The 23833-nt window shown below is 65.4% G+C and carries 24 protein-coding genes, 1 tRNA gene and 1 other RNA gene; 14 read left to right on the top strand and 12 right to left on the bottom strand.

Features of this window, described 5'->3' with window-relative positions; genetic code table 11:
* Nucleotides 1-16 precede the first annotated feature (16 nt).
* Nucleotides 17-1432: a PLP-dependent aminotransferase family protein gene (locus FCN77_RS16130; RefSeq protein ID WP_137323080.1), complete on the bottom strand. Its 1416-nt coding sequence runs from the start codon at nt 1430-1432 to the stop codon at nt 17-19.
* Between FCN77_RS16130 and FCN77_RS16125 the strand changes: the two genes are divergently transcribed.
* Both FCN77_RS16125 and FCN77_RS16120 read left to right on the top strand, forming a co-directional pair.
* Nucleotides 1431-2393, top strand: a complete 963-nt coding sequence (locus tag FCN77_RS16125) for a DMT family transporter (protein ID WP_137323079.1) — start codon at nt 1431-1433, stop codon at nt 2391-2393. The two genes, FCN77_RS16130 and FCN77_RS16125, sit on opposite strands and share 2 nt — an antisense overlap.
* 28 nt (nt 2394-2421) lie before the next feature.
* Nucleotides 2422-3045, top strand: coding sequence for an FMN-binding negative transcriptional regulator (locus FCN77_RS16120; protein ID WP_137323078.1), 624 nt, complete (start codon nt 2422-2424; stop codon nt 3043-3045).
* A 102-nt stretch (nt 3046-3147) separates the two neighbouring features.
* Here the strand turns inward: FCN77_RS16120 and FCN77_RS16115 are convergent, their stop codons facing one another.
* Nucleotides 3148-4212, bottom strand: a complete 1065-nt coding sequence (locus FCN77_RS16115; RefSeq protein WP_137323077.1) for a D-2-hydroxyacid dehydrogenase — start codon at nt 4210-4212, stop codon at nt 3148-3150.
* Between the two features lie 70 nt (nt 4213-4282).
* Here FCN77_RS16115 and FCN77_RS16110 point away from each other — a divergent pair, with 70 nt between their 5' ends.
* The 3 genes from FCN77_RS16110 to FCN77_RS16100 are packed head-to-tail and all read left to right on the top strand — an operon-like array spanning nt 4283 to nt 7081.
* Complete coding sequence (locus FCN77_RS16110; RefSeq protein ID WP_137323076.1) at nt 4283-5230, top strand: NAD(P)-dependent oxidoreductase; 948 nt, start codon at nt 4283-4285, stop codon at nt 5228-5230.
* A gap of 13 nt (nt 5231-5243) precedes the next feature.
* Entirely contained in the window at nt 5244-6014 is a 771-nt protein-coding gene (locus tag FCN77_RS16105; RefSeq protein WP_137323075.1) for an SDR family oxidoreductase, read from the top strand.
* Entirely contained in the window at nt 6014-7081 is a 1068-nt protein-coding gene (locus tag FCN77_RS16100; RefSeq protein WP_137323074.1) for an L-idonate 5-dehydrogenase, read from the top strand. The genes FCN77_RS16105 and FCN77_RS16100 overlap by 1 nt, the downstream gene beginning before the upstream one ends.
* A gap of 59 nt (nt 7082-7140) precedes the next feature.
* On the opposite strand, the gene FCN77_RS16095 is transcribed toward FCN77_RS16100, so the two are convergent.
* Nucleotides 7141-7869, bottom strand: coding sequence for a FadR/GntR family transcriptional regulator (locus FCN77_RS16095; protein WP_137323073.1), 729 nt, complete (start codon nt 7867-7869; stop codon nt 7141-7143).
* Between the two features lie 258 nt (nt 7870-8127).
* Here FCN77_RS16095 and gndA point away from each other — a divergent pair, with 258 nt between their 5' ends.
* Nucleotides 8128-9564: an NADP-dependent phosphogluconate dehydrogenase gene (gene gndA / locus FCN77_RS16090; protein WP_137323072.1), complete on the top strand. Its 1437-nt coding sequence runs from the start codon at nt 8128-8130 to the stop codon at nt 9562-9564.
* 135 nt (nt 9565-9699) lie between these two features.
* The gene (locus FCN77_RS16085; RefSeq protein ID WP_137323071.1) at nt 9700-10533 is read left to right on the top strand and encodes an oxidoreductase; all 834 of its coding nucleotides are present in this window, start codon (nt 9700-9702) and stop codon (nt 10531-10533) included.
* Here the strand turns inward: FCN77_RS16085 and epsC are convergent.
* The 3 genes from epsC to msrA all read right to left on the bottom strand — a co-directional run bounded on the left by epsC (nt 10530) and on the right by msrA (nt 12692).
* Nucleotides 10530-11114, bottom strand: coding sequence for a serine O-acetyltransferase EpsC (epsC, locus tag FCN77_RS16080; RefSeq protein ID WP_137323070.1), 585 nt, complete (start codon nt 11112-11114; stop codon nt 10530-10532). The genes FCN77_RS16085 and epsC overlap by 4 nt on opposite strands.
* A 40-nt stretch (nt 11115-11154) precedes the next feature.
* Nucleotides 11155-12090 (bottom strand): cysteine synthase A, encoded by a 936-nt coding sequence (gene cysK / locus FCN77_RS16075; protein ID WP_137323069.1) that lies wholly within the window; start codon nt 12088-12090, stop codon nt 11155-11157.
* Nucleotides 12091-12167: 77 nt separating this feature from the next.
* Nucleotides 12168-12692, bottom strand: a complete 525-nt coding sequence (gene msrA / locus FCN77_RS16070) for a peptide-methionine (S)-S-oxide reductase MsrA (RefSeq protein ID WP_137323068.1) — start codon at nt 12690-12692, stop codon at nt 12168-12170.
* A gap of 99 nt (nt 12693-12791) precedes the next feature.
* Between msrA and FCN77_RS16065 the strand changes: the two genes are divergently transcribed.
* Together FCN77_RS16065 and FCN77_RS16060 are read left to right on the top strand one after the other, a co-directional pair.
* Nucleotides 12792-13724, top strand: coding sequence for a Nif3-like dinuclear metal center hexameric protein (locus FCN77_RS16065; protein ID WP_137323067.1), 933 nt, complete (start codon nt 12792-12794; stop codon nt 13722-13724).
* 61 nt (nt 13725-13785) lie between these two features.
* Entirely contained in the window at nt 13786-14523 is a 738-nt protein-coding gene (locus FCN77_RS16060; protein WP_137323066.1) for a zinc ribbon domain-containing protein, read from the top strand.
* On the opposite strand, the gene yaaA is transcribed toward FCN77_RS16060, so the two are convergent.
* The 3 genes from yaaA to FCN77_RS16045 all read right to left on the bottom strand — a co-directional run bounded on the left by yaaA (nt 14520) and on the right by FCN77_RS16045 (nt 17089).
* Nucleotides 14520-15281, bottom strand: a complete 762-nt coding sequence (gene yaaA / locus FCN77_RS16055; RefSeq protein WP_137323065.1) for a YaaA family protein — start codon at nt 15279-15281, stop codon at nt 14520-14522. The genes FCN77_RS16060 and yaaA overlap by 4 nt on opposite strands.
* A 58-nt stretch (nt 15282-15339) precedes the next feature.
* The gene (locus FCN77_RS27030) at nt 15340-15810 is read right to left on the bottom strand and encodes an alpha/beta hydrolase-fold protein (protein WP_254678595.1); all 471 of its coding nucleotides are present in this window, start codon (nt 15808-15810) and stop codon (nt 15340-15342) included.
* Between the two features lie 463 nt (nt 15811-16273).
* Entirely contained in the window at nt 16274-17089 is an 816-nt protein-coding gene (locus FCN77_RS16045; RefSeq protein WP_137323064.1) for an SPFH domain-containing protein, read from the bottom strand.
* Nucleotides 17090-17210: 121 nt separating this feature from the next.
* On the opposite strand from FCN77_RS16045, the gene rnpB reads away from it, so the two are divergent.
* The 4 genes from rnpB to FCN77_RS16025 all read left to right on the top strand — a co-directional run bounded on the left by rnpB (nt 17211) and on the right by FCN77_RS16025 (nt 20516).
* Nucleotides 17211-17602: RNase P RNA component class A (gene rnpB, locus FCN77_RS16040), an RNA gene on the top strand.
* A 303-nt stretch (nt 17603-17905) separates the two neighbouring features.
* Nucleotides 17906-19351: a glyceraldehyde-3-phosphate dehydrogenase gene (locus FCN77_RS16035; protein WP_254679035.1), complete on the top strand. Its 1446-nt coding sequence runs from the start codon at nt 17906-17908 to the stop codon at nt 19349-19351.
* Nucleotides 19352-19416: 65 nt separating this feature from the next.
* Nucleotides 19417-19626, top strand: coding sequence for a hypothetical protein (locus tag FCN77_RS16030; RefSeq protein ID WP_137323062.1), 210 nt, complete (start codon nt 19417-19419; stop codon nt 19624-19626).
* A 92-nt stretch (nt 19627-19718) separates the two neighbouring features.
* Complete coding sequence (locus tag FCN77_RS16025) at nt 19719-20516, top strand: HNH endonuclease family protein (RefSeq protein WP_137323061.1); 798 nt, start codon at nt 19719-19721, stop codon at nt 20514-20516.
* Between the two features lie 18 nt (nt 20517-20534).
* Here FCN77_RS16025 and def read toward each other — a convergent pair whose 3' ends face one another.
* The 3 genes from def to orn form a co-directional block, all read right to left on the bottom strand.
* Nucleotides 20535-21107 carry a peptide deformylase gene (def, locus tag FCN77_RS16020; protein WP_137323060.1) on the bottom strand — a complete coding sequence of 191 codons (573 nt, stop codon included), beginning with the start codon at nt 21105-21107 and terminating at the stop codon, nt 20535-20537.
* 159 nt (nt 21108-21266) lie between these two features.
* A tRNA-His gene (locus FCN77_RS16015) sits at nt 21267-21339 on the bottom strand.
* Nucleotides 21340-21470: 131 nt separating this feature from the next.
* A complete protein-coding gene (gene orn, locus FCN77_RS16010; protein WP_254679034.1) occupies nt 21471-22064 on the bottom strand; it encodes an oligoribonuclease in 594 nt (197 codons plus the stop codon).
* A 200-nt stretch (nt 22065-22264) separates the two neighbouring features.
* Here orn and mptB point away from each other — a divergent pair, with 200 nt between their 5' ends.
* Nucleotides 22265-23821: a polyprenol phosphomannose-dependent alpha 1,6 mannosyltransferase MptB gene (gene mptB / locus FCN77_RS16005; RefSeq protein WP_175417282.1), complete on the top strand. Its 1557-nt coding sequence runs from the start codon at nt 22265-22267 to the stop codon at nt 23819-23821.
* The last annotated feature ends 12 nt before the right edge of the window (nt 23822-23833 follow it).

Raw genomic sequence — 23833 nt, 5'->3', positions numbered from 1 at the left:
CGTGCTTTCCTGACCTCTAGGAGGAAGTGATGCGCTCCAGCGCCTGGCCGATGATCCGCGCACCTTCCGGAAAGGCTCCGGGGTTGGACCCGGAGTAGTTGAGGCGGATGAAGGCGCCGGCAGGCTCGGCCGGGAACCACTCCCGCCCGGCGGCGATGATCACGCCGGCGCTTTCGCAGTCGCTGGCCAGCCGTTCAAGGTCCGTGCCGTCGGGCAGGCGGGCCCAGAGGTTCAGCCCTCCCTTGGGGACCTGCTCGATGTGCGCCTGCGGGGCGTGCTCGCGCATGCTGGTGACCAGCAGGTCGCGGCGCGACTGCAACTGGTGCCGGAGGCTGCGCAGGTGCGTCTGCCACCCGGGCTGCGTCACGACGTCGAGCGCTGCGGCCTGGAGCAGGCCACTGACATACATTGACTCGGCTGCCCGGTCCGCGAGGATGCGCTCACGTGCCGGGCCGCGCGCGATCACGGCGGCGATGCGGATGGCCGGGGACACGCTCTTGGTCAGGGAGCGGAGGTAGACAACGTGGCCGGAGTCGTCGCGGGAGGCGACCGGAACTGGGCTGGTGGTGATGCCGAAGTCGTGCGCCCAGTCGTCCTCCACCAGGAATGCGCCTTTTCCGCGCACCACATCCAGGACCTGTTCACCCCGTCCGGCGGCCCACTGCGCACCGGTGGGATTCGCGTAGTTCGGCTGGGCGTAAAACAGGCGCGCGCCGGTTTCGTCAAAAGCCCGGGCCAGTTCCGCCGGGTCCGGACCGTCCGGTCCGCTGGGCACCGGGACAACGCGGACGCCTGCCTGCGCCGCCGCCAGGATGGCGCCCCAGTAGGTTGGTGACTCCATCAACAATGGCTGTCCGCGGCCGGCGAGGGCGCTGAAGATGGAGCTGAGACCGCTTTGGCTCCCGGGCAGTACGACGACGTCGCTCGGGTTCGGCGGTGTGGTTCCGGCCGGCGTCGAGGCGCCGAGTTCGTGGGCGAACCACGACTGCAGTTCCGGCAGGCCCGCTGCCGGGGGACGGGATAACGCTGCATTGCCCCGGGCGGCCCGGGTAAGGGCGGCACGCACCAGCCTTTCAGGCAGGAGTTCGCGGTCCGGGTAGCCGGAGTGGAAGGCGATGGCGTCGTTCGCCACATCGCGCATGGTGGTGGAGGATGACGGAAGCTGCGCCAGCGGTGACCGCAGCGCCGCTGTCTGCCAGCCGTAGTCTGAGGGACGCGCCGTCCGGACGGCCCGCACGAAAGTCCCGACTCCGGGCCGGCTTTCGATCAGGCCCTGCGCAGTCAGTGCCTGCAGCGCTTTTTGCACGGTCACCGGACTGGCCTGGTAGTCGGCCACGAGCGACCGCGTAGACGGCAGCCGGGATCCTGGTGCCGCTTTGGTGATCCACTCCCGCAGTCGCGCTGCAATTCGAGAGCTGCTATCGTTGTTCATGAGAGACAATAGTAGCGCTACTACGCTAATTCGCCCAGTGGTACTGTCCCGTGAGCGTTCCGGACTGTGGTGGGGCCTCCTCGGAGTAGCGGCCTTCTCGTTCACGGTTCCCTTCACCAAGGTGGCCGTCGCGGGGCTCTCCCCGTTGTTTATCGGGTCCGGCAGGGCAGTGGTGGCCGCGGTCCTGGCGGCCTTTGCCCTTACGCTCACACGTCAGCGCTTCCCCTCCGGTGTGCAGTGGGCCCGGCTCGCGGTGGTTGCGGGCGGCGTCGTCATCGGGTTTCCCTTGCTAAGTTCCTTCGCGCTGACCACCACGCCAGCCAGCCACGGCGCCGTCGTCATCGCCCTGCTTCCGGCAGCGACGGCAATGGCCGCTGTTCTTCGGGCGCGCGAGCGTCCACCCGTGGCATTCTGGCTTATCACCGGCGTGGGCGCGCTGGCGGCCATCGCCTTCGCCTCCATGCAGTCCGGTGGATCCGGACAGCTGCACTCGGCGGACCTGCTGCTCCTTGGCGCAGTAGTGGCCGCAGCCATCGGCTACGCGGAGGGCGGCCTGCTGGCCCGCGAGCTCGGCGCCTGGCAGACCGTGTCCTGGGCGTTGGTGCTGGCGTCGCCGCTGATGGTGGTCCTGACGGTGCTCTCCGCAACCCAGCAGCCGCCGGCGGCCACTCCGGTCCAGTGGGCGGCGTTCGCGTACCTGGGCGTGGTGAGCATGTTCCTGGGCTTCTTCGCCTGGTACCGGGGCCTGGCCGTCGGCCCCATGTCCAAGGTCAGCCAGATCCAGCTCATCCAGCCGGTGCTGAGTATCTGCTGGGCCGGGCTCCTCCTCGGCGAGGCCCTGACCTGGATGACCATCTTGGGCGGCCTCGCCGTCATCCTTTGCGCCGGCGCAGCCGTGCGGGTCCGGCTCAGGCCGGCGCCGTCATCCTCTGGGCCGGCGCTGCCGGGCCGGAATCCCTGAACATCGAAAGGAAAGGAAGGAAGATCCCATGTACATCCCAGCCCACTTCGCAGCCGGAGCGGACGCCATCCATGACCTCCTAGCCCGCCCGGGCTCGGCCAATCTGATCACCCAGACCTCGCAGGGCCTTCTCGCCACGCTGCTGCCGTTCGTCTTCGATCCCTCGGTGGGCGGGCACGGTGCCCTGCACGCCCACGTTGCCCGGAACAACCCGCAGTGGTCCGAAGCTCCGATTGGAGAATCACTCATGATCATTCAGGGCGCCGACGCCTACATCTCGGCGTCCTGGTACGCCTCGAAGGCCGAGCACGGGCGCGTTGTGCCCACCTGGAACTACTCCACGGCCCACGTGTACGGGAACCTGGTGATCCACGACGACCCGGCCTGGCTCGCCGGCCAGGTCAGGCGGCTGACCGACGTCAACGAGGCAGGCTTCGATCACCCATGGAGCGTGGACGATGCACCGGAGCGCTACATCTCCGGCCAGCTGCGCGCCATCGTAGGCCTCGAACTGGTGATCACCCGGATCGAGGCCAAGGCCAAGCTCAGCCAGAACCGGCCCGATGCCGACATCGACGGTGTGGTGGCAGGACTTGCTACGCGGGGCCAGGCAGAGAGCGCCGCCGATGTCGTCCGGGCGCGGCGGCAATAGATCCCGGCAGTCCACAACAAGGGCGGCCCCTCCGTTATTGGAGGAGCCGCCCTGTTCTGCGCGCGTGCCGCGGGATCCGGTGGACCCCGGGATTGGCCCGGTCTAGTAGAAGTGCACGGTGTCCACGAGGTGGGGGAGCTCCCCGCCGTCGAGGAACGTGCGCAGGTTGCTGCTGAAGCGTTCGGCGATCAGCCGGTTCTCCGCCGCGCTCAGGGCCGAGGTGTGCGGGGACACCATGACCTGGGGGTGGTTCCACAGCGGGCTGTCCTGCGGCAGCGGCTCGACGGCGAAGACGTCGAGGCAGGCGTAGCCAACCTGGCCGCTGTCGAGCGCCTCCAGCAGTGCGTCCTCGTCCACCACGGTGCCGCGGCCCACGTTGACGAACACCGTGCCCGGCTTCATGGCAGCGAACACTTCGCTGCTGAACAGCTTTTCCGTATACGGCGTGCCGGGCAGGGTGTTGACGACGGCGTCTGCCGAAGCGAGCAGCCCGGCCAGGCCGTCGTTGCCGGCAACCTCCTCGATGCCCTCGATCGGCTCCACGGTCCGCTTCGTTCCGCTGACTTTCATGCCGAGCGCCCGGGCGATGCGGGCGGTTTCCAGCCCGATCTCGCCGAGGCCCGTCACCACCAGGGTGGAGCCGTTCACAAGGCGCGTCGGCGTGCGCAGTTCAGGCCAGACCTTGGCTGCCTGGTCCACGGCCAGCTCGGCGCTGCGCTTGAAGCCGTTGAGGATACCCAGTGCTGCGAACTCCGCCAGCGGCAGGGCGTGAACTCCGGCGGAGGTGGTGACCTTGAATTTCTGCAGGGTTTCCTGGTCCAGGCCGGATGCCTTCACGGCTCCGCCCGCGCCTGCGGCCATTGCGTGGATCCACTGGAGCCGGGGGTTGCTTGCTGCAATGCGGGCCAGCCCGGCAGGATTCTCATTGGGGAATCCGTACAGGATGTCGGCCTTGTTCAGCATGTCCCAGTACCGCTCCTCCTGTTCGGGGGTCCGCTTGAAGTCCGGATCGCCGGAGTGGTCCGCCGGGAACCGTTCGGGCGGGAGGAGGTCGGGCTCATAGAGGACGGTCACGGCGGGATCTACGGCGCGGATGCGCCCAACCAGCTCAGCTTCGAGCGGGACGGCGATTGCGACGGTGGTTTTAGTCGTCATAGTGTTCATCATACTGAATGGAGGCTAGGATATTGAACAGATTTCCCTCCATTAACCACAATGAAGTGAGGTGCCGCTGCCGATGATCGAGCAGACAGACCACGATTTGAGTGAAGGTTCGGGCGAAAAGAGAGCCGGTTTCGTCGGCCTGGGCCTGATGGGCGCCCACATGGCTGCCAACCTGCTGAAGGCCGGATGGGCCGTCACCGGGTGGAACAGGTCAGCCGCTGCGCTGGATGACTTTGCGGCCCGCGGCGGCGTCCGCGCCGCAGACGTCGCATCGCTGCGCGACGAACCGGTCATTATTTTTATGCTCCCTGATCTCTCCTACATCGAGGATGCGGCGGCCGGGCTGCTGGGTGCCTGGTCCGTACAGGCACCTGAACCGGGCACCGCCGTCGTGGTCATGAGCAGCGTCTCCCCGGCAGCCGTGAAGAACTTCGGGGCGAGGGTGGCTTCCGCCAGCGGCGGCAACGCCGTCGTCGTCGATGCACCCGTCAGCGGCGGCACCAAAGGTGCCGAGGACGGAACCCTGGCCATCATGGCGGGCGCGGAGGAAGGAGACTTCAAACGGCTCCTTCCCCTCTTCAGTGCCATGGGCAGCACAGTCCGGCGGCTGGGGCGCCTGGGGTCCGGATCGCTGGCGAAAGCCTGTAACCAGCTCATCGTGGGAACCACGACGGCGGCGCTTGCCGAGGCCGCTGAGCTCGCCGAACGCTCCGGCATGGATGTCCAAGCCTTGTATGAGGTGCTTTCCGGCGGACTGGCGGGAAGCACGGTTCTGGACGTCGTCGGGCCCCGTCTCGCCGCGAAGCACTACGAGCCCACCGGCCCGGCGAAGTTCATGCACAAGGACCTTTCCTTCGTGCTGGAAAGTGCCGCCGCGGTGGGCGCCGCCGTACCCATGGCGGCTGCCGGCGCCGAACTCTACGCCGAATTGAGGCGCCAGGGGCTGGGGGACCTCGATCTCGCCGCCGTCCGGCAAACCATCTCGAATCTCAGTGATCACAACGCAGTCAAGACCAATTGAGGAACAACAAACCATGAGTGCACTTTTTGACCTGACCGGGCGCATCGCCCTGGTCACGGGTTCCAGCCGGGGGATCGGCAATGCCCTGGCGCGGGCGCTGGCTGATGCCGGTGCCACGGTGGTGCTCAACGGCATCAACCCCGAGCGGCTCAAGGCCGCCGAGGCAGCCATGGCGGCCGACTACCCGCCGGGGCGGGTGCACAGCTGCGCCTTCGACGTCACAAAGGACACCGGGGCCGCCCGCGGCGTCGCCTGGGTGGAGGAAAACGTGGGACCGCTGGAAATCCTGGTGAACAACGCGGGCATCCAGCACCGCGTGCCCATGCTGGAGCTGGAAGTCAGCGACTGGGAACGGGTGATCAAAACCGATCTCACCAGCGCGTTCCTCGTAGGCCGGGAAGCGGCCCGGCACATGATTCCGCGCGGACACGGCAAGATCATCAACATCTGCTCGGTGCAGACCGACCTCGCTCGCCCCACCATCGCCCCGTACGTTGCGGCCAAGGGCGGGCTCCGGAACCTGACCCGGGCCATGACCGCGGAATGGGCAGCCTCGGGCCTGCAGATCAACGGCATTGCACCGGGCTACATCCACACCGAAATGACCCAGAACCTGGTGGACGATGAGCAGTTCAACTCCTGGATCCTCGGCCGCACGCCGGCGCACCGGTGGGGGACAGTGCAGGACCTGGCCGGCCCGGCGGTGTGGCTCGCATCCGATGGTTCCAATTTCGTCAACGGCCAGACCATTTTCATCGACGGCGGAATGACGGTGGTGGTCTGATGTCGGCAGTTTCAGCCCTTCCCGCGTCCGGCCCGGCCGTCGTCGCGCACGCCGCCGGCGACCTGCGCATCGAAGACGTCCCGCTGGCGGCACCCGCGGCGGACCAGGCCGTCGTTGAGGTCGTGTACGGCGGGATCTGCGGTTCGGACCTGCACTACTGGCTGCACGGCGCGGCCGGGGAATCGATCCTGAAGGCGCCCATGGTCCTGGGCCATGAGATCGTCGGCGTCGTGGCGCAGGCCGCCGCCGACGGTACCGGCCCCGCAGCCGGCACCCCCGTCGCCGTCCACCCCGCCACGCCGGGTCCCGGCGCCGCCCGGTATCCCGAAGACCGGCCCAACCTGTCGCCGGGCTGCACTTATCTGGGGAGCGCCGCCCGCTTCCCGCACACCGACGGCGCCTTCAGCCGCTACGCCGTCCTGCCTGCCCGGATGCTCCGGCCGCTGCCCGAAAGCCTCAGACTGCGGACCGCCGCCCTGGCGGAACCGGCCGCCGTTGCCTGGCATGCCGTGGCCCGCGCCGGAGACGTCAAGGGCAAGACGGCGCTGGTGATCGGCAGCGGTCCCATCGGCGCCCTGGCGGTGGCGGTCCTCAAGCGCGCGGGTGCCGAACGGATTGTTGCCGTGGACATGCACCCGAAACCGCTGGAGATCGCCCGGGCCGTCGGCGCCCACGAGGTCCTGAAAGCCGACGACGCCGAGGCCATAGCCGCGGTGGAGGCGGACGTGGTCATCGAATCCTCCGGCAGGCACCACGGCCTTGCTTCCGCGATCAAAGGAACCGTCCGCGGCGGCAAAGTGGTGATGGTGGGCCTGCTGCCCTCCGGACCCCAGCCCGTCCTGATCTCCCTGGCCATCACCCGCGAGCTGGAACTCCTTGGTTCCTTCCGCTTCAACAGTGAAATCGACGAGGTCATCGCGGCTCTCGCGGACGGCACACTGTTCGTGGACCCCGTGGTCACGCACGACTTCCCGCTGGAACGCGGTCTCGAGGCCTTTGAAATGGCCAGGAATTCAGCGGAATCCGGAAAGGTCCTGCTGGACTTCAGGCCGACCGCGGAGGAGTAGGCGGCCTGCGCCTGGCCCGGCGACCAGCCGGGACCGGGCGCGGGCGGTCGGTTCGTCCGTCAGCCCGGCTGCAGCGGGATGAAGACCCTGGGCTGGTCCCGCCAGCTGGCCTCCATCTCGGTGATTGTCTCGCGCATGATCCGGCTGGAGGCTTCCCGGGCACCCTCAGTGTCACCGGCGGCAATGGCCTCGGCAACATCCACATGCCACTGCAGTGCGGTTTCACGGGGGTGGTCCGGCATGAGGCCGTGGACCGTCCGGCCGGTCAGGGTTTCAGCCACCTGGCCCACGAGGTTCGCGAACATTTCGTTGCCGGACCCGGTGAGGAGCAGGGAGTGAAAGTGGATGTCCAGCTCCAGGAACTCCGCCACGTTGCCAGCCTGGCCGGCATCGCGCATGGCCAGCGAAACGTCGAGGAGTTCCTTCCGGAGGTCCTGGGGGGCGTTTGCGGCCGCCAGTTCGGCGGCGACAGGTTCGACGGCGGAGCGCAGCTCCGCGAGGGACCTCAGTTGCGCGCCGCGACCGTCGCCGGCCAGGCGCCAGCGGATGACGAGGGGATCGAAGGGATTCCAGCGGCTGGCCGGGAGCACCCGGATTCCCACGCGCTTGATGGTTTCTACCAGGCCGAGGGACTGCAGGACGCGGACAGCTTCGCGGACCACGGAGCGGGAGACCTTCAGTTCGTCTTCGAGCTGCTCAGCCAGCATCACGTGGCCCGTAGGCAGGGCGCCGCCCACGATACGGGTTCCCAGGTGTTCGATGGCGCGATGATGGAGGCTGGTTGACATAGTCGTAAGCATAATCGGGCCGGCCCGCCGTCCTGTGCATGCACCATCCGTGACCGGGGCCCTAACCGCCGGGCCGGGAGGAACGCTGGCGGCATCATAGACTGTTTTATGACGCGCCGCCTTCCAAAACGTGGGCGCAACTTTCCCGTTGTCCGCGGAAATACATATGGTTTATTGACAGCCACTGGTTCTAAAGCGTGTTCCGCAGGAAGTGCGGAACAGAATGCACACGTTGCACAGAAATGAATTGGAGTTTTGATGTCAGCACACATCGGTGTCACCGGCCTTGCGGTGATGGGGGCCAACCTCGCCCGCAACCTGGCCCGTAACGGCTTCACCGTTGCCCTGCACAACAGGTCTGTTGAGAAGACTGACGCGCTGCTGGAAAAGCACGGACACGACGGCGACTTCGTGCGTACCGAAACCCTCCAGGAGCTTGTGGATTCCCTGGAGAAGCCCCGCCGCGTACTCATCATGGTCAAGGCCGGCAAGCCGGTTGACTCCGTGATCGAGCAGCTTGAACCCCTGCTGGAAGCAGGCGACATCATCATCGACGCCGGCAACTCGCACTACGAGGACACCCGCCGCCGCGAAGCCGCCCTCGCCAAGAAGGACCTGCACTTCGTGGGCATCGGTGTCTCCGGCGGTGAGGAAGGCGCCCTGAACGGCCCGTCCATCATGCCCGGCGGATCCAAGGAGTCCTATGACGCCCTCGGACCGCTGCTGGAAAAGATCGCCGCCCACGTTGACGGCCAGCCCTGCTGCGCCTGGATCGGCACCGACGGCGCCGGCCACTTCGTCAAGATGGTCCACAACGGCATCGAGTACGCCGATATGCAGGTCATCGGCGAAGCCTTCGACCTGCTGCGCTCCGGCGCGGGCATAGAACCGGCCGAGCAGTCCAAGATTTTCGCCGAGTGGAACAAGGGCGAGCTCGCCTCCTTCCTGATCGAAATCTCCGCCGAGGTCCTCGGCCACGTCGACACCCGCACGGGCAAGCCGTTCGTCGACGTCGTCGTGGACGCGGCCGGCCAGAAGGGCACCGGCCGCTGGACGGTCATCTCCGCCCTCGAGCTGGGATCCCCGACGTCGGGCATCGCCGAATCGGTCTTCGCCCGTGCGCTTTCGTCCCAGGCCGAACAGCGCAAGCTGGCCCAGGAACTGCTCGCCGGCGAGGAAATCGCCGTCGAGGTTCCGGAAACCTTCGTCGAAGACGTTCGCCAGGCGCTGTACGCCTCCAAGCTGGTTTCCTACGCCCAGGGCCTGGACATGCTGACCTCCGCAGCCAAGGAATACGGCTGGGACCTGAAGCTGGACGAGATCGCCTCGCTGTGGCGCGGCGGCTGCATCATCCGTGCGGAACTGCTGAAGGAAATCACCAAGGCGTACGCCGCGGAGGATAAGCCGGCCAACCTGCTGTTCGCTCCGGCCTTCACCAAGGCCATCGCCGAGGTCCTGCCGGCATGGCGCCGTGTAGTTGCCACGGCCGTGCAGCTGGGCATCCCCGTACCGGTGTTCTCCTCCTCGCTGGCTTACTACGACGGCCTGCGCCGCAAGCGCCTGCCGGCCGCTGTGATCCAGGGCCAGCGCGACCTCTTCGGTGCGCACACCTACGGCCGTGTTGACGCAGAGGGTACGTTCCACACCCTGTGGGGCGAGGACAAGTCCGAAATCGAGGCAGTGGACACCCACTAGCTTCAACGCCACACCGGCACTCACACCACCGGTGACATTAAGCGCCGGCGCCTCCCCGCTACTCTGGAGGCGCCGGCCGTTGTCGTAACGTCGTGGCCGGTTCCGAATGCTTGCCCATGCCAAGGAGTGCAGCACATGTCCCAGCCAGTCGCGCTTGTCACCGGTGCATCCACCGGCATCGGCTTCGAAGCCGCCAAAAAGCTCAGCGAACACGGATTCGCTGTGTACGCCGGGGCTCGGCGGGTGGACAAGATGGAGCCGCTGAAAGCATTCGGCGTGGAGGTGCTGGGCCTGGATGTCACGGACGAGGCATCTATGGAGGCGGCCGTGGGCACCATCCTTGAAGCCCACGGCCGAATAGACGTCCTGGTGAACAACGCCGGCTACGGGTCCTACGGTTCCCTGGAGGAAGTGGATCTGGCCGAAGGCCGCCGGCAGTTCGACGTCAACGTGTTTGGCCTGGCGCGCATGACCCAGTTGGTTCTGCCCGCCATGCGTGCGGCCGCCCGGGGCAGGATCATCAACGTGTCCTCCATCGGCGGCAAGATGTATGAGCCGCTGGGTGCCTGGTACCACGCCACGAAGTTCGCCGTGGAAGGGCTCAGTGATTCGCTGCGCCTCGAGCTCAAGCCCCACGGCATCAACGTGTCGATCATCGAACCGGCCGGCACGCAGACCGAGTGGGGCGGCATCTCGGGCGAGAGCCTGCTGGCAACGTCAGGCCACGGACCGTACCGGGATCAAGCCAAAGTCGTGGCCGCGGCGCTGGCATCAACCGAAGGATCAAGCATGTCAACGCATCCGGAAGTCATCGCCGAGGCCATTGTCCACGCTGCTACAGCGGCGCGGCCCAAGACCCGTTATCCGGTGGGCAAGGGCGCCCGCGCCATCGTGACACTGCGGAGGCTCCTGCCGGACCGTGTGTTCGACGTGGTCTTCTGGGCCATCTACCAGCGGCTCGGCCGCTAGATCCGGTACTCGATGTAGTATTCGGCCGGATCCACTGCAGGTTTGGATTCCCGCTGGGCGTCGCGGTGGCGCCACGTGGCCGGAACGCCGGTGATGATGGATTCCGGCGGTGCGTCCTTGACCACTACGGCATTGGCGCCCACGGCGCTGTCCCGTCCGATGGTGATGGGGCCCAGGATCTTGGCCCCGGCGCCGATAGTCACCCGGTCCCCGATGGTGGGGTGCCGCTTGACCTTGGCCAGGGACCGTCCACCGAGCGTTACGCCGTGATAAATCATGACGTCCTCGCCGATTTCCGCCGTCTCGCCGATGACCACTCCCATGCCGTGATCAATGAAGAAGCGCTTGCCGATCGTGGCGCCAGGATGGATCTCGATCCCGGTAAGGAAACGCGCAAGCTGTGATATGAGCCGGGCCGGGAACCGAAGCGACGGGTTCTGCCAAAGCTTATGCGTGAGGCGGTGCGCCCAAATGGCGTGCAGGCCCGAATAGGCGAAAAAGTTCTCGAAAGAACCTCGAGCCGCCGGGTCGTGTGACCGGGCGGCATCGAGGTCTTCCTTAAGTCTTGCGAAGAAGCTCACAAAGACCTTTCTACAGGAACGGGGATTGGCGGGCTAAGACTTAGCCCCGGATGTCGTCATAGAGCACGGTGGAGATGTAACGCTCACCGAAATCGCAGACGACGGCAACGATGAGCTTGCCGGCGTTCTCCGGGCGCTTGGCCAGTTCGAGGGCTCCCCAGACGATCGCGCCGGAGGAAATGCCGCCCAGGATGCCTTCCTTGGTACCAAGGTCACGGGCCACGCGGACGGAGTCCTCGAGGGTGGCATCCAGGACTTCGTCGTACACGTTGGTGTCCAGGATCTCGGGAATAAAGTTGGCGCCGATGCCCTGGATCTTGTGCGGGCCGGGGGCGCCGCCGTTCAGGATGGCGGAGTCCTTCGGCTCGATGGCGACGATCTGGACGTCCGGCTTGCGTTCCTTCAGGACCTGGCCGACGCCGGTGATAGTTCCGCCGGTGCCGATGCCGGACACAAAGATGTCCACCTTGCCGTCGGTGTCGGTCCAGATTTCCTCGGCTGTGGTGGTGCGGTGGATCTCCGGGTTGGCTTCGTTCGCGAACTGCTGGGCCCAGATGGAGTTCTCCGTGTTGGCCACAATCTCCTGGGCCTTCTCCACGGCGCCGCGCATACCCTCGGAGCCCGGGGTGAGCACGATCTCTGCGCCGAAGGCACGGAGCATTACACGGCGTTCCGTTGACATGGTCTCCGGCATGGTCAGGATGACCTTGTAGCCGCGGGCGGCACCCACCATGGCGAGGGCGATGCCCGTGTTGCCGGAGGTTCCTTCGACGATGGTTCCGCCGGGCTTGAGGGCGCCGGACTTCTCCGCCGCGTCGACAATGGCGACACCGATACGGTCCTTGACGCTGTTGGCCGGGTTGTAGAACTCCAGCTTGACAGCCACCTGGGCGTCCAGGCCCTCGGTCAAGCGGTTGAGCCTGACCAGCGGAGTGCCGCCGACCAGCTGGGTGACGTCGTCGTAGATCCGTGCCATGTATTTGTGCCTATCTCTGAAGAGTTCTCTGAACAGCGAATACTGAGGTCAGCCTAACGAGGGCGGCGGGGCCGCTGCTAAGCATTAAGCCATGCAGAGTAATATTTCCGGGCCTTGGCCAGTTTCGGGTTGATGATCACCTGGCAGTAGCCCTGCTCCGGATGCTTGGCGTAGTAGTCCTGGTGGAATTCCTCGGCCACATGGAACCTGGGCAGCCTGCTGACCTCCGTGACGATCGGATGGGACCACAGTTCCTGGTTCCGTTCGATTGCCTCTTCGAAAAGGATCTTTTCCTCTGTGGTCTCATAGAACATGGACGAGCGGTACTGGGTGCCGACGTCGTAACCCTGGCGGTTGAGGGTGGTGGGGTCGTGGAGGGCAAAGAACATGTCCAGGATGATGTCGGCCGGGATCACGTCCTCGTCGAAGCTCACGGCCACCACCTCGGCGTGGCCCGTCGTGCCGGAGCAGACCGAGTAGTAGTCCGGGTAGGGGTCGTGGCCGCCGGTGTAGCCGGAGACCACCGCCGTGACGCCCCTGGTTTCTTGGTAGACGGCGTCAAGGCACCAGAAACAGCCTCCGCCAAGCACAAAAGTTTTCATGTCCTCTTCAATGATTGAAGTGCGCGGATGATTCCCCTATCACCTTACGAGACTGTTACACGTGCGGGCGAAGCCAATGGATAGGGTAAAAATGAGGGTATGGAACCTGTGAACACCGACGTTGCAGAAGACGCGCGTAACACTGCTGATCCCGCCGGTGCTGAGCCGACCGAGGCTGCCGAATCGTCCGATGTCCCCACGCTCGGAGAGGTCCTGCTGGCGGTGGAAGAGCTCTGGCCGGAGTCCCTCGCCGAGGAGTGGGACGAAGTGGGCCTCGTGGCAGGTCACCCTTCAGCCGAAGTCCGCAGGATCATGTTCGCCGTGGATCCCACCCTGGACGTCATTGAGGAAGCCATTGAGTGGGGGGCCGACCTCCTGATCACGCACCACCCGCTGCTGCTCAAGGGGGTCACCTCGGTGGCAGCCACGACAGCCAAAGGCAAAGCAGTCCACCGCCTGATCGAATCCGGGACAGGCCTGCTGACCGTGCACACGAACGGCGACTCCGCCGTCGGCGGCGTCTCGGATGTCCTGGCCGATGCACTTGGCCTCCATGACGTGGTGCCCCTGACGCCAGCCCGGGACGGCTTGCCTGAAGAGGGGATCGGCCGGGTAGGCGACCTTGAGGACGTGATGACGCTGGGGGACTTCGCGGCGCGTGTCTTCGGTATCCTGCCATCCGTGGCGGGCGGGGTCCGGGTTTCCGGGGACAAGGACGGCCTGGTGCGCCGCGTTGCCGTCTGCGGCGGGGCGGGAGACTCCCTGTTTAATGAGGTCCGGTCGAGCAATGCCGATATCTTCGTCACCGCTGATCTGCGGCACCACCCGGCATCCGAGGCACGCGAGAACGCCGTGAATGACCGGCCCTACCTGATCGATGTTTCGCACTTTGCCAGCGAATGGCTGTGGCTGCCCCCGGCTGCCGACGCGCTCGGAAATGTCCTCAGTGACCAGGGGCACGGCGTTGACATCCGCGTCAGCACCACGAACAGCGATCCGTGGGACTTCATTCTGACTCCGGGCGGGGACTAGAGTCTAAACTGCGCCGGTCCGGTGCCCGGTTGCGGCCGGTTTGTAACAAGCGGAGGTAATAGTGGCCAAGGCAGCACCGGCGGAACAGTTGAAATTGCTCGAACTGCAGGGACTCGACGCCAGGCTGAAATCGCTGTCCAACCGTCGCCGGACCGTCGAAAGCGATCCCCGGATCAGTGACCTTGAGGCCGCCCTGGCTGTGGCGAACGGCGAACTCGGGGCCGCGAAAATGGCTGTCCACGACGCCGAAGCCGAGCTCAAGCGCTCCGAGGCGGACGTTGAGCAGGTGGTTACCCGGATCGAACGGGACGAAGCCCGGCTGAACAGCGGCACCGGCCTGTCCAAGGACCTGGTTGCCCTGCAAAGTGACATTGCCTCGCTCAACAAGCGGCGCTCTGCCCTTGAAGACGTTGAACTTGAAGTCATGGAGCGCCTCGAGGGCCTCCGTGAACGCCAGGCAGCCCAGCAGAAGATCGTGAACGACGTCCAGGGATCCTTCGGCGTGATCCGCGCCGAGCTGGACGCGGCCCTGGCTGAGATTGCCACCGAGGCGGCAGAGGTTGGCGGCCAGCGCTCGGAATTCGCGGCGGGCCTCGACGCCGGCCTGCTGGCCGTCTACGAAAAGACGCTGGCCAAGCGCGGAGTCGGCGCAGCCCGGCTGTTCCACGGAAAGTCCGAAGGCTCGGGGATGCAGCTCAGCCCCGGCGATCTCGCCGAAATCAAGGCAGCTGCCGAGGACGACATCGTCTTTTGCCCGGACTCCGGCTGCATCCTGGTCCGCTCGGCAGAGTGGGCCTAAGGCAGGATGACGTTGAGGGCGTGCGCCTTGCGCGCGGTGCCTTCGATCAGCTCGGCATCCCACTTCTCCCGGGCCGCTTTGAGCAGCTGGACGGGAGTGCGGGGAGCGGTGCTGCGGCGCGTCAGCAGGTGGCGTGCGAGTTCGCCGCGGGTGTGCTTGGCGAAGTGGCTGACCACCTTGCGCACGCCGTTCACCTCCGTGAAGACATTGACGGCAACGGTCTGCGCAGGCGGGGGAGCCCAGGCCGCGGCGTAGGTGCTGGAGCGGCAGTCCACCAGCAGCTCCCCTTCGGTTTCGGCCGCCAGCGCGTCGGAGATCTGCGGCTTCCAGAACGAGGCAAGGCGGCCGACGTCGGGCAGTGACGTTCCCATCGACAGCCGGTAGGCGGGCACCTGGTCGGCAAAGCGGATGGCGCCCCAGAGGGCGGAAATGACCAGCACCGATTCATCCGCCTTCCGGCGCTGCGCCGCCGTCAGCGACTGATAGCCCAGTGCGTCGTACAGCACCCCGGAGTAGACTTGATGCGCCGGCGCTGCCGGTTCCGTGTGCAGCCGGGTGTTGCGTTCGACGTCGGCAGTCAGCGAGGCGCCGACGCCGAGCAGCGCGAGGGCGTCCTGGTGGGCGCTGACATGGCCCAACGCTTCAAGCACTTTGGCCCGGTACGTGTTCAGTCCGGGGAAGCTCAGCGAGGACCAGTCGACGGCGGCACCGTGTGGAGCGGGGGTCTTGCCTTCGGACGGCGGCAGCAGAATCAGCACCGTACGATCTTACCGGCGCACGCAGAATGCGGACGCTGCCGCGAAGGCGCCAGCGGCGTCAGGCCAGGTTGCGGCCAATGAAGGTGAGGACATCCGGGAGGATGGAACGCCAGTAACCGCTGTCGTGGCCACCGTCCTTGAACCCTCCCTGGTGGCCGCCTGGCAAGTCACTCACATAGTCCTTCACGCTGTAGAGCAGGTTGTCGGACGTGCCGCAGTCGATCCTCTTCGGCAGCAGCTCAAGCTCGGGCCGCAGGGCGAAGATGTCGTTGGCCGCGAAGTCTTCGGCGCTGTCAAAGTTGTCGTCCCGCCCGGCGTCGTACAGGCTCCAGACCGCCGGGCTCATCGCGGCCACGGCCCGGAGGCTCGGGACGCGGTGCTGGGAGGCAAGGAGCAGGGCGCCGAAACCGCCCATGGACAGCCCGAAGACGGCTGTCCGGCCGGTGTCGAGGCCTTCGCCGGCAAGAAGGGGAAGGAATTCCTCAAGCAGCATTGACTGCGTGTCCGTGCCCGACGCGCGGGGTGCCACCAGCTTTCGCCGCCGTCCACGGCGGCGATCGCGAACGGAGTGCCGCCGCCGGTCACGTGCCTCGCCAGGACAGCATCCGCATGCAGTTCGTCGAAGACCATCCGGTGGTCCGCTCCGGTTCCATGCAGGAACAGGGCAACGGGCAGCCTGCCGGAGGAGCCGCCGCCGGGGGACGGTTCGCCGCCGGGGGAGCTGGGCGATCGGGGCACTGCCAGCGACCAGCCCGTGGGTACGTCGGCCCGGAACCGGGATGTGAAGCTGCCGGTTCGCATGTCTACCGGCAGTACGGGGCTGGATGGCGTCCCGTCCGCGCACGCCGCGAGTGCAGCGGCTGCCGCAGCGCCGGCACCGAGCCCCAGCAGCCGCCGTCGTCCGGGCGTCGGAAATTCCATACGCCGATCATAGACGTGGAGGCTCCGGACACCGGCACACCGCTCAGGCCTCCTGTATCAAGCCGCCTTAATCAGGCCGCCTTAACCGGGGATTTCCCCGTAGGAGCCGAGGCAGCCTGGTTCTCGCGGGCGAGGAAGGCGGAGAGCTCGCCGATGGTGCTCATCAGCGGCGCGGGGAAGACGACCGTTGTGTTCTTGTCCACACCGATTTCGACGAGGGACTGCAGGTTCCTCAACTGCAGGGCAAGCGGGTGGGCCATCATGGTGTCCGAAGCGGCGCCAAGGGCAGTTGCCGCGATGGCTTCGCCTTCTGCAGCGATGATCTTCGCCCGCTTCTCCCGCTCGGCCTCGGCCTGACGGGCCATAGCGCGCTTCATGCTGTCGGGAAGTTGGATGTCCTTCAGCTCCACCAGCACCACCTCGACGCCCCAGGCGAGGGTCAGCTGATCCAGGATTTCCCGGATGTCGGTATTGATGCGCTCGGTTTCGGACAGTGTCTGGTCCAGGCTGTGGCGGCCCACCACCTTCCTCAGGGTGGTCTGGGCGATCTGGTCTATTGCCGCTGCGACATTCTCAATCGCCACGACGGATTTCACGGCGTCCACCACGCGGTAGTAGGCCACGGCCGAGATGTCGACACTCACGTTGTCCTGGGTGATGATGCCCTGCGACTGGATGGGCATGGTCACGATCCGCAGGCTGACCAGCGGGAGGCGGTCAATAACCGGAATGATGAACCGCAGTCCGGGCATCCTGACGCCAATGACCCTCCCCAGCCGGAAGAGCACGCCCTGCTCGTACTGCCGGACGATCCGGATGGACATTTTGAGCAAGATGAGCAGCAGCACTGCGACGGCGATGGCGATGTACGTACTGGTGGGGTCCATCAGGATCCCCTCCTTCTTGCCTGGATTGATCTTGATTAATTCTCTCACCGCTCCCTTATTAGGCGCTGGGAATTGGCTGCGAAACCCGGGGCCTTTTGCAGCACGTAGAATGAAACGCGGATGGGTTGACCAGGCGGCCGCGCGTCACGCAAGTGGCTCGAGGAACGTCCGGGCTCCGCAGAGCAGGGTGGTGGGTAACGCCCACTCGGGGTAACCCGCAGGCCAGTGCCACAGAGAACAGACCGCCTGCCGCGGTCCGTGTTTCCACGGACCGGGAACAGGTAAGGGTGAAACGGTGGTGTAAGAGACCACCAGCTTCCCGGGTGACCGGGAAGGCTTGGTAAACCCCACCCGGAGCAAGGCCAGACAGGGCACGTTCGAGGGCTGCTCGCCCGAGTGTCCGGGTAGGCCGCTGGAGGGCGTCGGCAACGGCGTTCGTAGATGGATGGCCGCTATTCCCGCGTCGGCAACGGCGCGGGAACACAGAACCCGGCGTATCGGTCAACCCATCCACCACCGCTTCGGCCCCCTCCAGATAACCGCGTGTGAGTGACTTCACGCTCTTCGCGGCGGTGCGGCAGGTCCCGCCGCCCTAGAATGGATAGCGAACGTAGAAGTTCTGCCGTCGGGTCTGCGTTCGCAGCCGGCGGCTTTTCTTTGCGCTTCTCCAAGGTGTCCGGGGTGGACCGAATCCCCGCCGATGCCTGTGCCCCGGAATACCCCCGGTGGCCGACATCCGTATACGAGGGCGTATGTGGTTGACCCAAGGAAGGTAGTTCTGTGAGCCAGACGTCAGATTCTTGTCTTGATACGTGGATGGGCCGTGAGGCGCTTGCCGAGGCCATGATCCCGGTGATCGGCCGGCTGTACCGCGAAAACAATGTGGTGACCAGCATCCATGGCCGCAGCCTGATCAACAAGTCCACCATGAACATCCTGAAGGCGCACCGTTTCGCGCGCAGGATGAGCAAGGACGAGCTGCTCCTGGAAGAGACGGCTCCGCTGCTCGATACCCTGGCCGGGCTCGATCTTGGCGCCGCGGCGATCGACATCGCGCGCCTGAACCAGAAGTTCAAGACCGAGGCCAACGGTGCCAGCCTGGAGGAGTTCGTGCGCGCCGAGCTGGCCGATATTGTCGGGAAGCGGGGCGGCGATGACCGCACCAGCACCGACGTCGTGCTCTACGGCTTCGGCCGTATCGGACGCCTACTTGCCCGGCTCCTCATCGAAAAGGCCGGTGGGGGTCACGGTCTCCGTCTCCGTGCCATCGTTGTCCGCCGCGGTTCGGACAACGACCTCGCCAAGCGGGCCAGCCTGCTGCGCCGGGACTCCGTGCACGGCTCCTTTGAGGGCACCATCAAGGTGGACACGGACAACAACACCATCACGGCCAACGGTGTCCAGGTCCAGGTCATCTACTCGGACAACCCGTCCACGGTGGATTACACGGCATACGGCATCAAGGATGCACTGGTGGTGGACAACACCGGTCGCTGGCGCGATGCAGAAGGCCTGTCCCAGCACCTCCTGAGCAAGGGTGTGTCCCGCGTCCTCCTCACGGCACCGGGCAAGGGTGAGCTGAAGAACATCGTCCACGGCATCAACCACGGCACCATCCTGGATTCGGACAAGATTGTTACGGCTGCGTCCTGCACCACCAACGCCATCACTCCGGTCCTGAAGGCCATCAACGACAAGTTCGGTGTGGTCCACGGCCATGTGGAGACGGTCCACTCCTTTACCAACGACCAGAACCTGATCGACAACTTCCACAAGGGCGACCGCCGCGGACGTTCTGCGGCGCTGAACATGGTCATCACCGAAACCGGTGCCGCCAAGGCCGTGGCCAAGGCCCTGCCCGAACTTCTCGGCAAGCTCACCGGCAGCTCCATCCGCGTCCCCACCCCGGATGTGTCCCTGGCCATCCTGAACCTGAGCCTGGAGCGCGGCACCACCAAGGACGAGGTCAACGACTACCTGCGGCAGATGTCCCTGCACTCGGATCTGCGCAAGCAGATCGACTACATCGACTCGCCGGAAGTGGTCTCCACGGACTTCGTCGGCTCACGCCGTGCAGGCATAGTTGACGGCCTGGCCACCATCTCCAACGATAAGAACCTCGTCCTCTACGTCTGGTACGACAACGAGTTCGGCTACAGCTGCCAGGTGGTCCGCGTGATGGAGGAAATGGCCGGTGTCAACCCGCCGTCGTTCCCCGTCAAGGAACCGGCTGCGGTGCTGGAAGCAATCGCTGCGGTCTAGCCTCCTTTGAAGGTTTCCCGGCGAGTGCTCTGGCATCCGCCGGGAAACCGACACAGAATGGTGTCATGGAACAGGAATCGACTCTCGAACATGAAACCACGCTGGAACACGCCCTCGACGTAGCGCGGCAGAATCATAAGGAAGCCACCCGACTCCTCGAACACGCGCGCGTTGCGTATGCCGCGGGAGAGATTCCGGAATCCAGGGTCAGGCAACTCGGGGACCTGCTGGATCTCGCTGCCGAAGACCTTCAGCGTGTGATCAAGGAGCAGTAAGCTCTCCTCCACACTGTGGATATCAGCCGGGTTGTCAGTGCCCTGGCCTAGGCTCTTCGGGTGCATAAGAATCGTCCCCGGACACAGCGGCCATGACCATCAGCTGGACGGCGTACCGGCGCGCCCGGCGCCGATCCCGGCAGGCCTGGGTACTCCTGGCTGTGCTGGCAGTTGGGCTGGCTTCCGCCGCTTCCTGGTTTTTCACAGCCGGCCAGTTCGCCGCAGCCGAACCGCCGGTTACCGGCCCCAGCGACGCGCCTGTGTTTGACCCCGCGTGGATGAAAGCGGTCCCCCCGGTCCAGCCCGTGCCGGAAGGCAGCGCCGCGGCCGCACTGGAAACCCTCGCCGTAAAGGGACGGGCGGCCAACGACAACTACGAACGCACGGCGTTTGGCCAGGCGTGGATGGATGTGGACCGCAACGGCTGCGACACCCGCAACGACATTCTTCGGCGCGACCTGACGGGTGCGCGGTTCACCGAGGGATCCCGCTGCCGTGTGGCTGGCGGTGAACTCCATGAACCCTACACCGGCGCGGTGGTGAGGTTCACCAGGGGAGCGGAGAGCAGTAAAGCCGTCCAGATCGACCATGTGGTGGCACTGGGGGATGCCTGGCAGAAGGGTGCGCAGCAGCTGACGCCACAACAGCGCCAAAGCCTCGCCAACGATCCCCTGAACCTGGTAGCCGCCGACGGTCCGGCCAACCAGGAGAAGAGCGCCTCAGACGCCGCCAGCTGGCTGCCGAAGAACAAGGCGTTCAGGTGCCACTACGTCGCCCGCCAGATCTCGGTCAAGGCAGCCTACAAACTATGGGTGACGCAGGCCGAAAAGGATGCCATGAAACGCGTTCTGGCAACATGCCCGGACCAGCAGACCATCCATCCACGATAGCTGGGGCCCTGGAGGTGCTCAGTGGCCGAACGGGTCGGGGTCAACCCCCGGCATCCAAGTCAGCCCGGGGACTCCCCAGCCGCTCTTCTTGGCCTGTTTCATGGCTTTGCGCGCGTAGCGGTCCATCAGCCGGTTCACGTAGAGTTTGCCGTCCAAGTGGTCGAACTCGTGCTGGATGATCCGGGCGAACCAGTCCGTTGCCTCGAATTCCACCGGGTTGCCGTCGCCGTCGAACCCCTGGATCCGTGCCCACTCCGCTCGCTTGAGGGGATACTGGCCGCCGGGAAACGACAGGCACCCCTCCACTTCCTCATCCGGGTCCGGAACCGCGCCGGAAACCTTGGAAAGCGTAAGGACAGGATTCACCAGGACCCCGATGGGGGGCGCGTCGTCGTCGTTGGCGTATTTGTACACGAAGATGCGCTTGCCCACGCCCACCTGGGGAGCGGCGAGTCCCACGCCGTTGGCGGCCTCGTTCGTCTCGAACATGTCAGCGATGAGCCTACGGAGTTCGTCGTCGAAGACTTCCACTTCGGCGGCCCGGCGGTGGAGAACCGGCTCGCCCCAGATGGTGATCGGCAGAACGGTCATGTCAGGTTGTTCCTTTGATGCAGTGCGGGGTCAGGTCCGGGAGCCGTGCGGCCTGCAGTCGGCTGCAACGCCAGGTACGTTCCCGTGAAACAAGTAAAGGCCGCACCGGATAACCGGTGCGGCCTTTATGCAAGGGCGGAAAATCCTGCCCTTTCTGAGGGTGAGCGACGGGGGTTGAACCCGCGACCTCCTGGACCACAACCAGGCGCTCTGCCAACTGAGCTACGCCCACCATGTGCCTTACCCGACCGTCCGGCTAACCGGCTGTCTTGAAAGGCAACGTCATATAGCTTACCTGCTCCACGGAGTTGTTTTTGCCACTTTTGCCTGTTTTGCGAAAATTTCCCTCAAACGTGGCGCAGATTACTTTTCCGTGGCCTCGACCGGAGTGCCGGTGGAGGCCATGACGGACTTTGAAATCCGCTGGGCGGTGGCGCTGTCCGGGCCCGGCGCGGGGACAAAGATGGCTTCACGGTAATACCGCAGCTCGTCGATGGAATCCTTGATGTCCCCGAGGGCGCGGTGCCCGCCGTGCTTGGCCGGAGCCTGGAAGTAGGCGCGGGCAAACCATCGCCGTGACAGTTCCTTGATGGTGCTCACGTCAATGACCCGGTAATGCAGGTGCTCCACCACTGCGGGCATATCCCGGGCGAGGAATACGCGGTCCGTACCCACGGAATTGCCGCCCAGCGGCGCCTTGCGCGGATCCGGAACCCACTTCGCGATGTAGTCCATGATGACGGCTTCCGCTTCGGCCATGGTTTTGCCGTGCGGGAGTTCTTCGAGCAGGCCGGAGCGGGTATGCATGTCACGGACGAAGTCGTTCATCTGGGCCAGTGCGGCATCATCGGGGCGGATGACGACGTCGACGCCGTCGCCGAGAATGTTGAGTTCAGAGTCCGTCACCAGGGCGGCAACCTCAATGAGGGCGTCGTTCTTGGGGTCCAGGCCGGTCATCTCACAGTCGATCCAGACAATACGTTCGTTAGTTATAGGCACCGGCCCAGCCTACCGTTTCGCGGCTGTCGAGCTGTCCGATGCTAGGATTTCGAGTACGTGGCGGTGCCCTTTTTTCGCTGCTGCGGCCCCGCTTCCGCTGGCCTGCCCGGCCACCGCCGGGTGAAAATATGCCCCACAACGGATTGGACGACCCTGAGATGACGGTGCCTGTATCTGCGGCGGGAAATGTGGCTGCCGGTACGTCACCGGAGCCGGCTGCGGCCGAAGTGGACAACGCACTCTCGCCGCTCCTCTCGGGATTCGCCGGTTCAATGTTCATGGCAATCGGTTCGCTGGGCGTCGGCTGGCTGGCTCCCGTCTCGGAACTGCGCCGCGTGCCGCTGTTCATTTGGATGCGCACCGAAGCCGTGGGCGTGGCCCTGTCCATTGTGCTGCTGGCCGTCGGCGGCATGCTCCTGGTCCGCGCCTGGCTCCGCCTCGGGCAGCGTGTCCGGGTCTGGGGCGCCGGGGCCCGCAAGGCCACGCTGCAGGCTGTCGCATTGTGGGGGCTGCCCATGATGTTCTCCGTGCCGCTGTTCAGCCGGGACGTCTACGCGTATATCGGGCAGGGCCGCCTCATGGTCGAAGGCTTCAACCCGTACGAAAACGGGATTTCGGCGCTGTCCAACTATTTCCAGCTCGGCGCGGACAAGATGTGGACCGAAGCGCCCGTTCCGTACGGCCAGCTTTTCCTGTGGATTGAACAGCTGGTGGTGTGGGCCACGAACGTGCAGCCGGAAGCGAGCATCATGCTGTTCCGCCTGGCGGCGCTCGTTGGCATTGTCCTGTGCATCGTCTACGTGCCGAAACTGGCCGAACTGCACGGCGTCAACCCCCACCGGGCGCTGTGGCTGACCGCAGCCAACCCGCTGTTCCTGACAAACTTCATCGCAAGCGTACATAACGACGCACTGATGATCGGGCTGGCACTGGCGGGGCTTTACTACTGCGCCACCAGGCGCGTCGTGCTCGGACTCGTGCTGGTGACGCTTTCGATCTCCGTCAAACCGATCACCATCGTGTTCCTGCCCTTCATTGGACTCCTCTGGGCCGGCAAGAACGCCGGCTGGCCGCGGAAGTTTCTTTTCTGGGGGCTCACGGCCGGGATCAGCCTGGCACTGCTGTACGCCATGAGCCTGGTGAACGGCTTCGGCTTCGGCTGGGTCAACGGACTGTCCGCGCCGGGCAGTATCTGGATCTGGTACGCGCCGGTGGGCCTGCTTGGACTGGTGGTGGCGTCCATCTCCAACGCCTTCGGACTCGACGGCTGGGGACTGGCCAAATGGGTCTACGACGCCGGCAAGCTGCTCTCCATCGGTATCATCGCATGGCAGATCTTCCGCGGTGACCACGACCGCCTGATGCGCCGGCTCACCCTGGCGTTCGCTGCAGTAGTCCTGCTCGCGCCCATGATCCAGTCCTGGTACGTGGTGTGGCTTATCCCGCTGTTTGCCGTCACCGGCATCCGCGACGACTGGCAGGTGAAGGCGCTGTATTTCATCGTGTCGTTCTTTATGGTCTACGCCATCTCGGACCAGCTGGAAGTCTTCCCGTACCTGCAGACGGAGGACCTGGGCCTTCCCCTGGCCCTTGCCCGCAACGCCGCCGCGATCATCGCTCTGTTGTTCGCGTTGTACCTGATCTTCCTGGATCCCAAAACGAAGCAGCTGTTCAGCAAGCCGGACGAGCCGGTGACCACCCGCCCGGTCATCTGACCGGGCTGCTGC

The sequence above is a fragment of the Arthrobacter sp. 24S4-2 genome (genome assembly GCF_005280255.1).
Taxonomy (GTDB): domain Bacteria; phylum Actinomycetota; class Actinomycetes; order Actinomycetales; family Micrococcaceae; genus Arthrobacter.
The sequence above is the reverse complement of the archived record's forward strand: the minus strand, read 5'-3'. Positions and strand labels throughout refer to the sequence as shown.

Bases quoted from the DNA above. Each gene is read 5' to 3' on its own strand.
- FCN77_RS16125 (WP_137323079.1), top strand. From the start codon at position 1,431: ATGAGAGACAATAGTAGCGCTACTACGCTAATTCGCCCAGTGGTACTG.
- FCN77_RS16130 (WP_137323080.1), bottom strand. From the start codon at position 1,432: ATGAACAACGATAGCAGCTCTCGAATTGCAGCGCGACTGCGGGAGTGG.
- FCN77_RS16120 (WP_137323078.1), top strand. From the start codon at position 2,422: ATGTACATCCCAGCCCACTTCGCAGCCGGAGCGGACGCCATCCATGAC.
- FCN77_RS16115 (WP_137323077.1), bottom strand. From the start codon at position 4,212: ATGATGAACACTATGACGACTAAAACCACCGTCGCAATCGCCGTCCCG.
- FCN77_RS16110 (WP_137323076.1), top strand. From the start codon at position 4,283: ATGATCGAGCAGACAGACCACGATTTGAGTGAAGGTTCGGGCGAAAAG.
- FCN77_RS16105 (WP_137323075.1), top strand. From the start codon at position 5,244: ATGAGTGCACTTTTTGACCTGACCGGGCGCATCGCCCTGGTCACGGGT.
- FCN77_RS16100 (WP_137323074.1), top strand. From the start codon at position 6,014: ATGTCGGCAGTTTCAGCCCTTCCCGCGTCCGGCCCGGCCGTCGTCGCG.
- FCN77_RS16095 (WP_137323073.1), bottom strand. From the start codon at position 7,869: ATGTCAACCAGCCTCCATCATCGCGCCATCGAACACCTGGGAACCCGT.
- gndA (WP_137323072.1), top strand. From the start codon at position 8,128: ATGTCAGCACACATCGGTGTCACCGGCCTTGCGGTGATGGGGGCCAAC.
- FCN77_RS16085 (WP_137323071.1), top strand. From the start codon at position 9,700: ATGTCCCAGCCAGTCGCGCTTGTCACCGGTGCATCCACCGGCATCGGC.
- cysK (WP_137323069.1), bottom strand. From the start codon at position 12,090: ATGGCACGGATCTACGACGACGTCACCCAGCTGGTCGGCGGCACTCCG.
- msrA (WP_137323068.1), bottom strand. From the start codon at position 12,692: ATGAAAACTTTTGTGCTTGGCGGAGGCTGTTTCTGGTGCCTTGACGCC.
- FCN77_RS16065 (WP_137323067.1), top strand. From the start codon at position 12,792: ATGGAACCTGTGAACACCGACGTTGCAGAAGACGCGCGTAACACTGCT.
- FCN77_RS16045 (WP_137323064.1), bottom strand. From the start codon at position 17,089: ATGGACCCCACCAGTACGTACATCGCCATCGCCGTCGCAGTGCTGCTG.
- FCN77_RS16035 (WP_254679035.1), top strand. From the start codon at position 17,906: ATGGGCCGTGAGGCGCTTGCCGAGGCCATGATCCCGGTGATCGGCCGG.
- FCN77_RS16030 (WP_137323062.1), top strand. From the start codon at position 19,417: ATGGAACAGGAATCGACTCTCGAACATGAAACCACGCTGGAACACGCC.
- FCN77_RS16025 (WP_137323061.1), top strand. From the start codon at position 19,719: ATGACCATCAGCTGGACGGCGTACCGGCGCGCCCGGCGCCGATCCCGG.
- def (WP_137323060.1), bottom strand. From the start codon at position 21,107: ATGACCGTTCTGCCGATCACCATCTGGGGCGAGCCGGTTCTCCACCGC.
- orn (WP_254679034.1), bottom strand. From the start codon at position 22,064: ATGACCGGCCTGGACCCCAAGAACGACGCCCTCATTGAGGTTGCCGCC.
- mptB (WP_175417282.1), top strand. From the start codon at position 22,265: ATGACGGTGCCTGTATCTGCGGCGGGAAATGTGGCTGCCGGTACGTCA.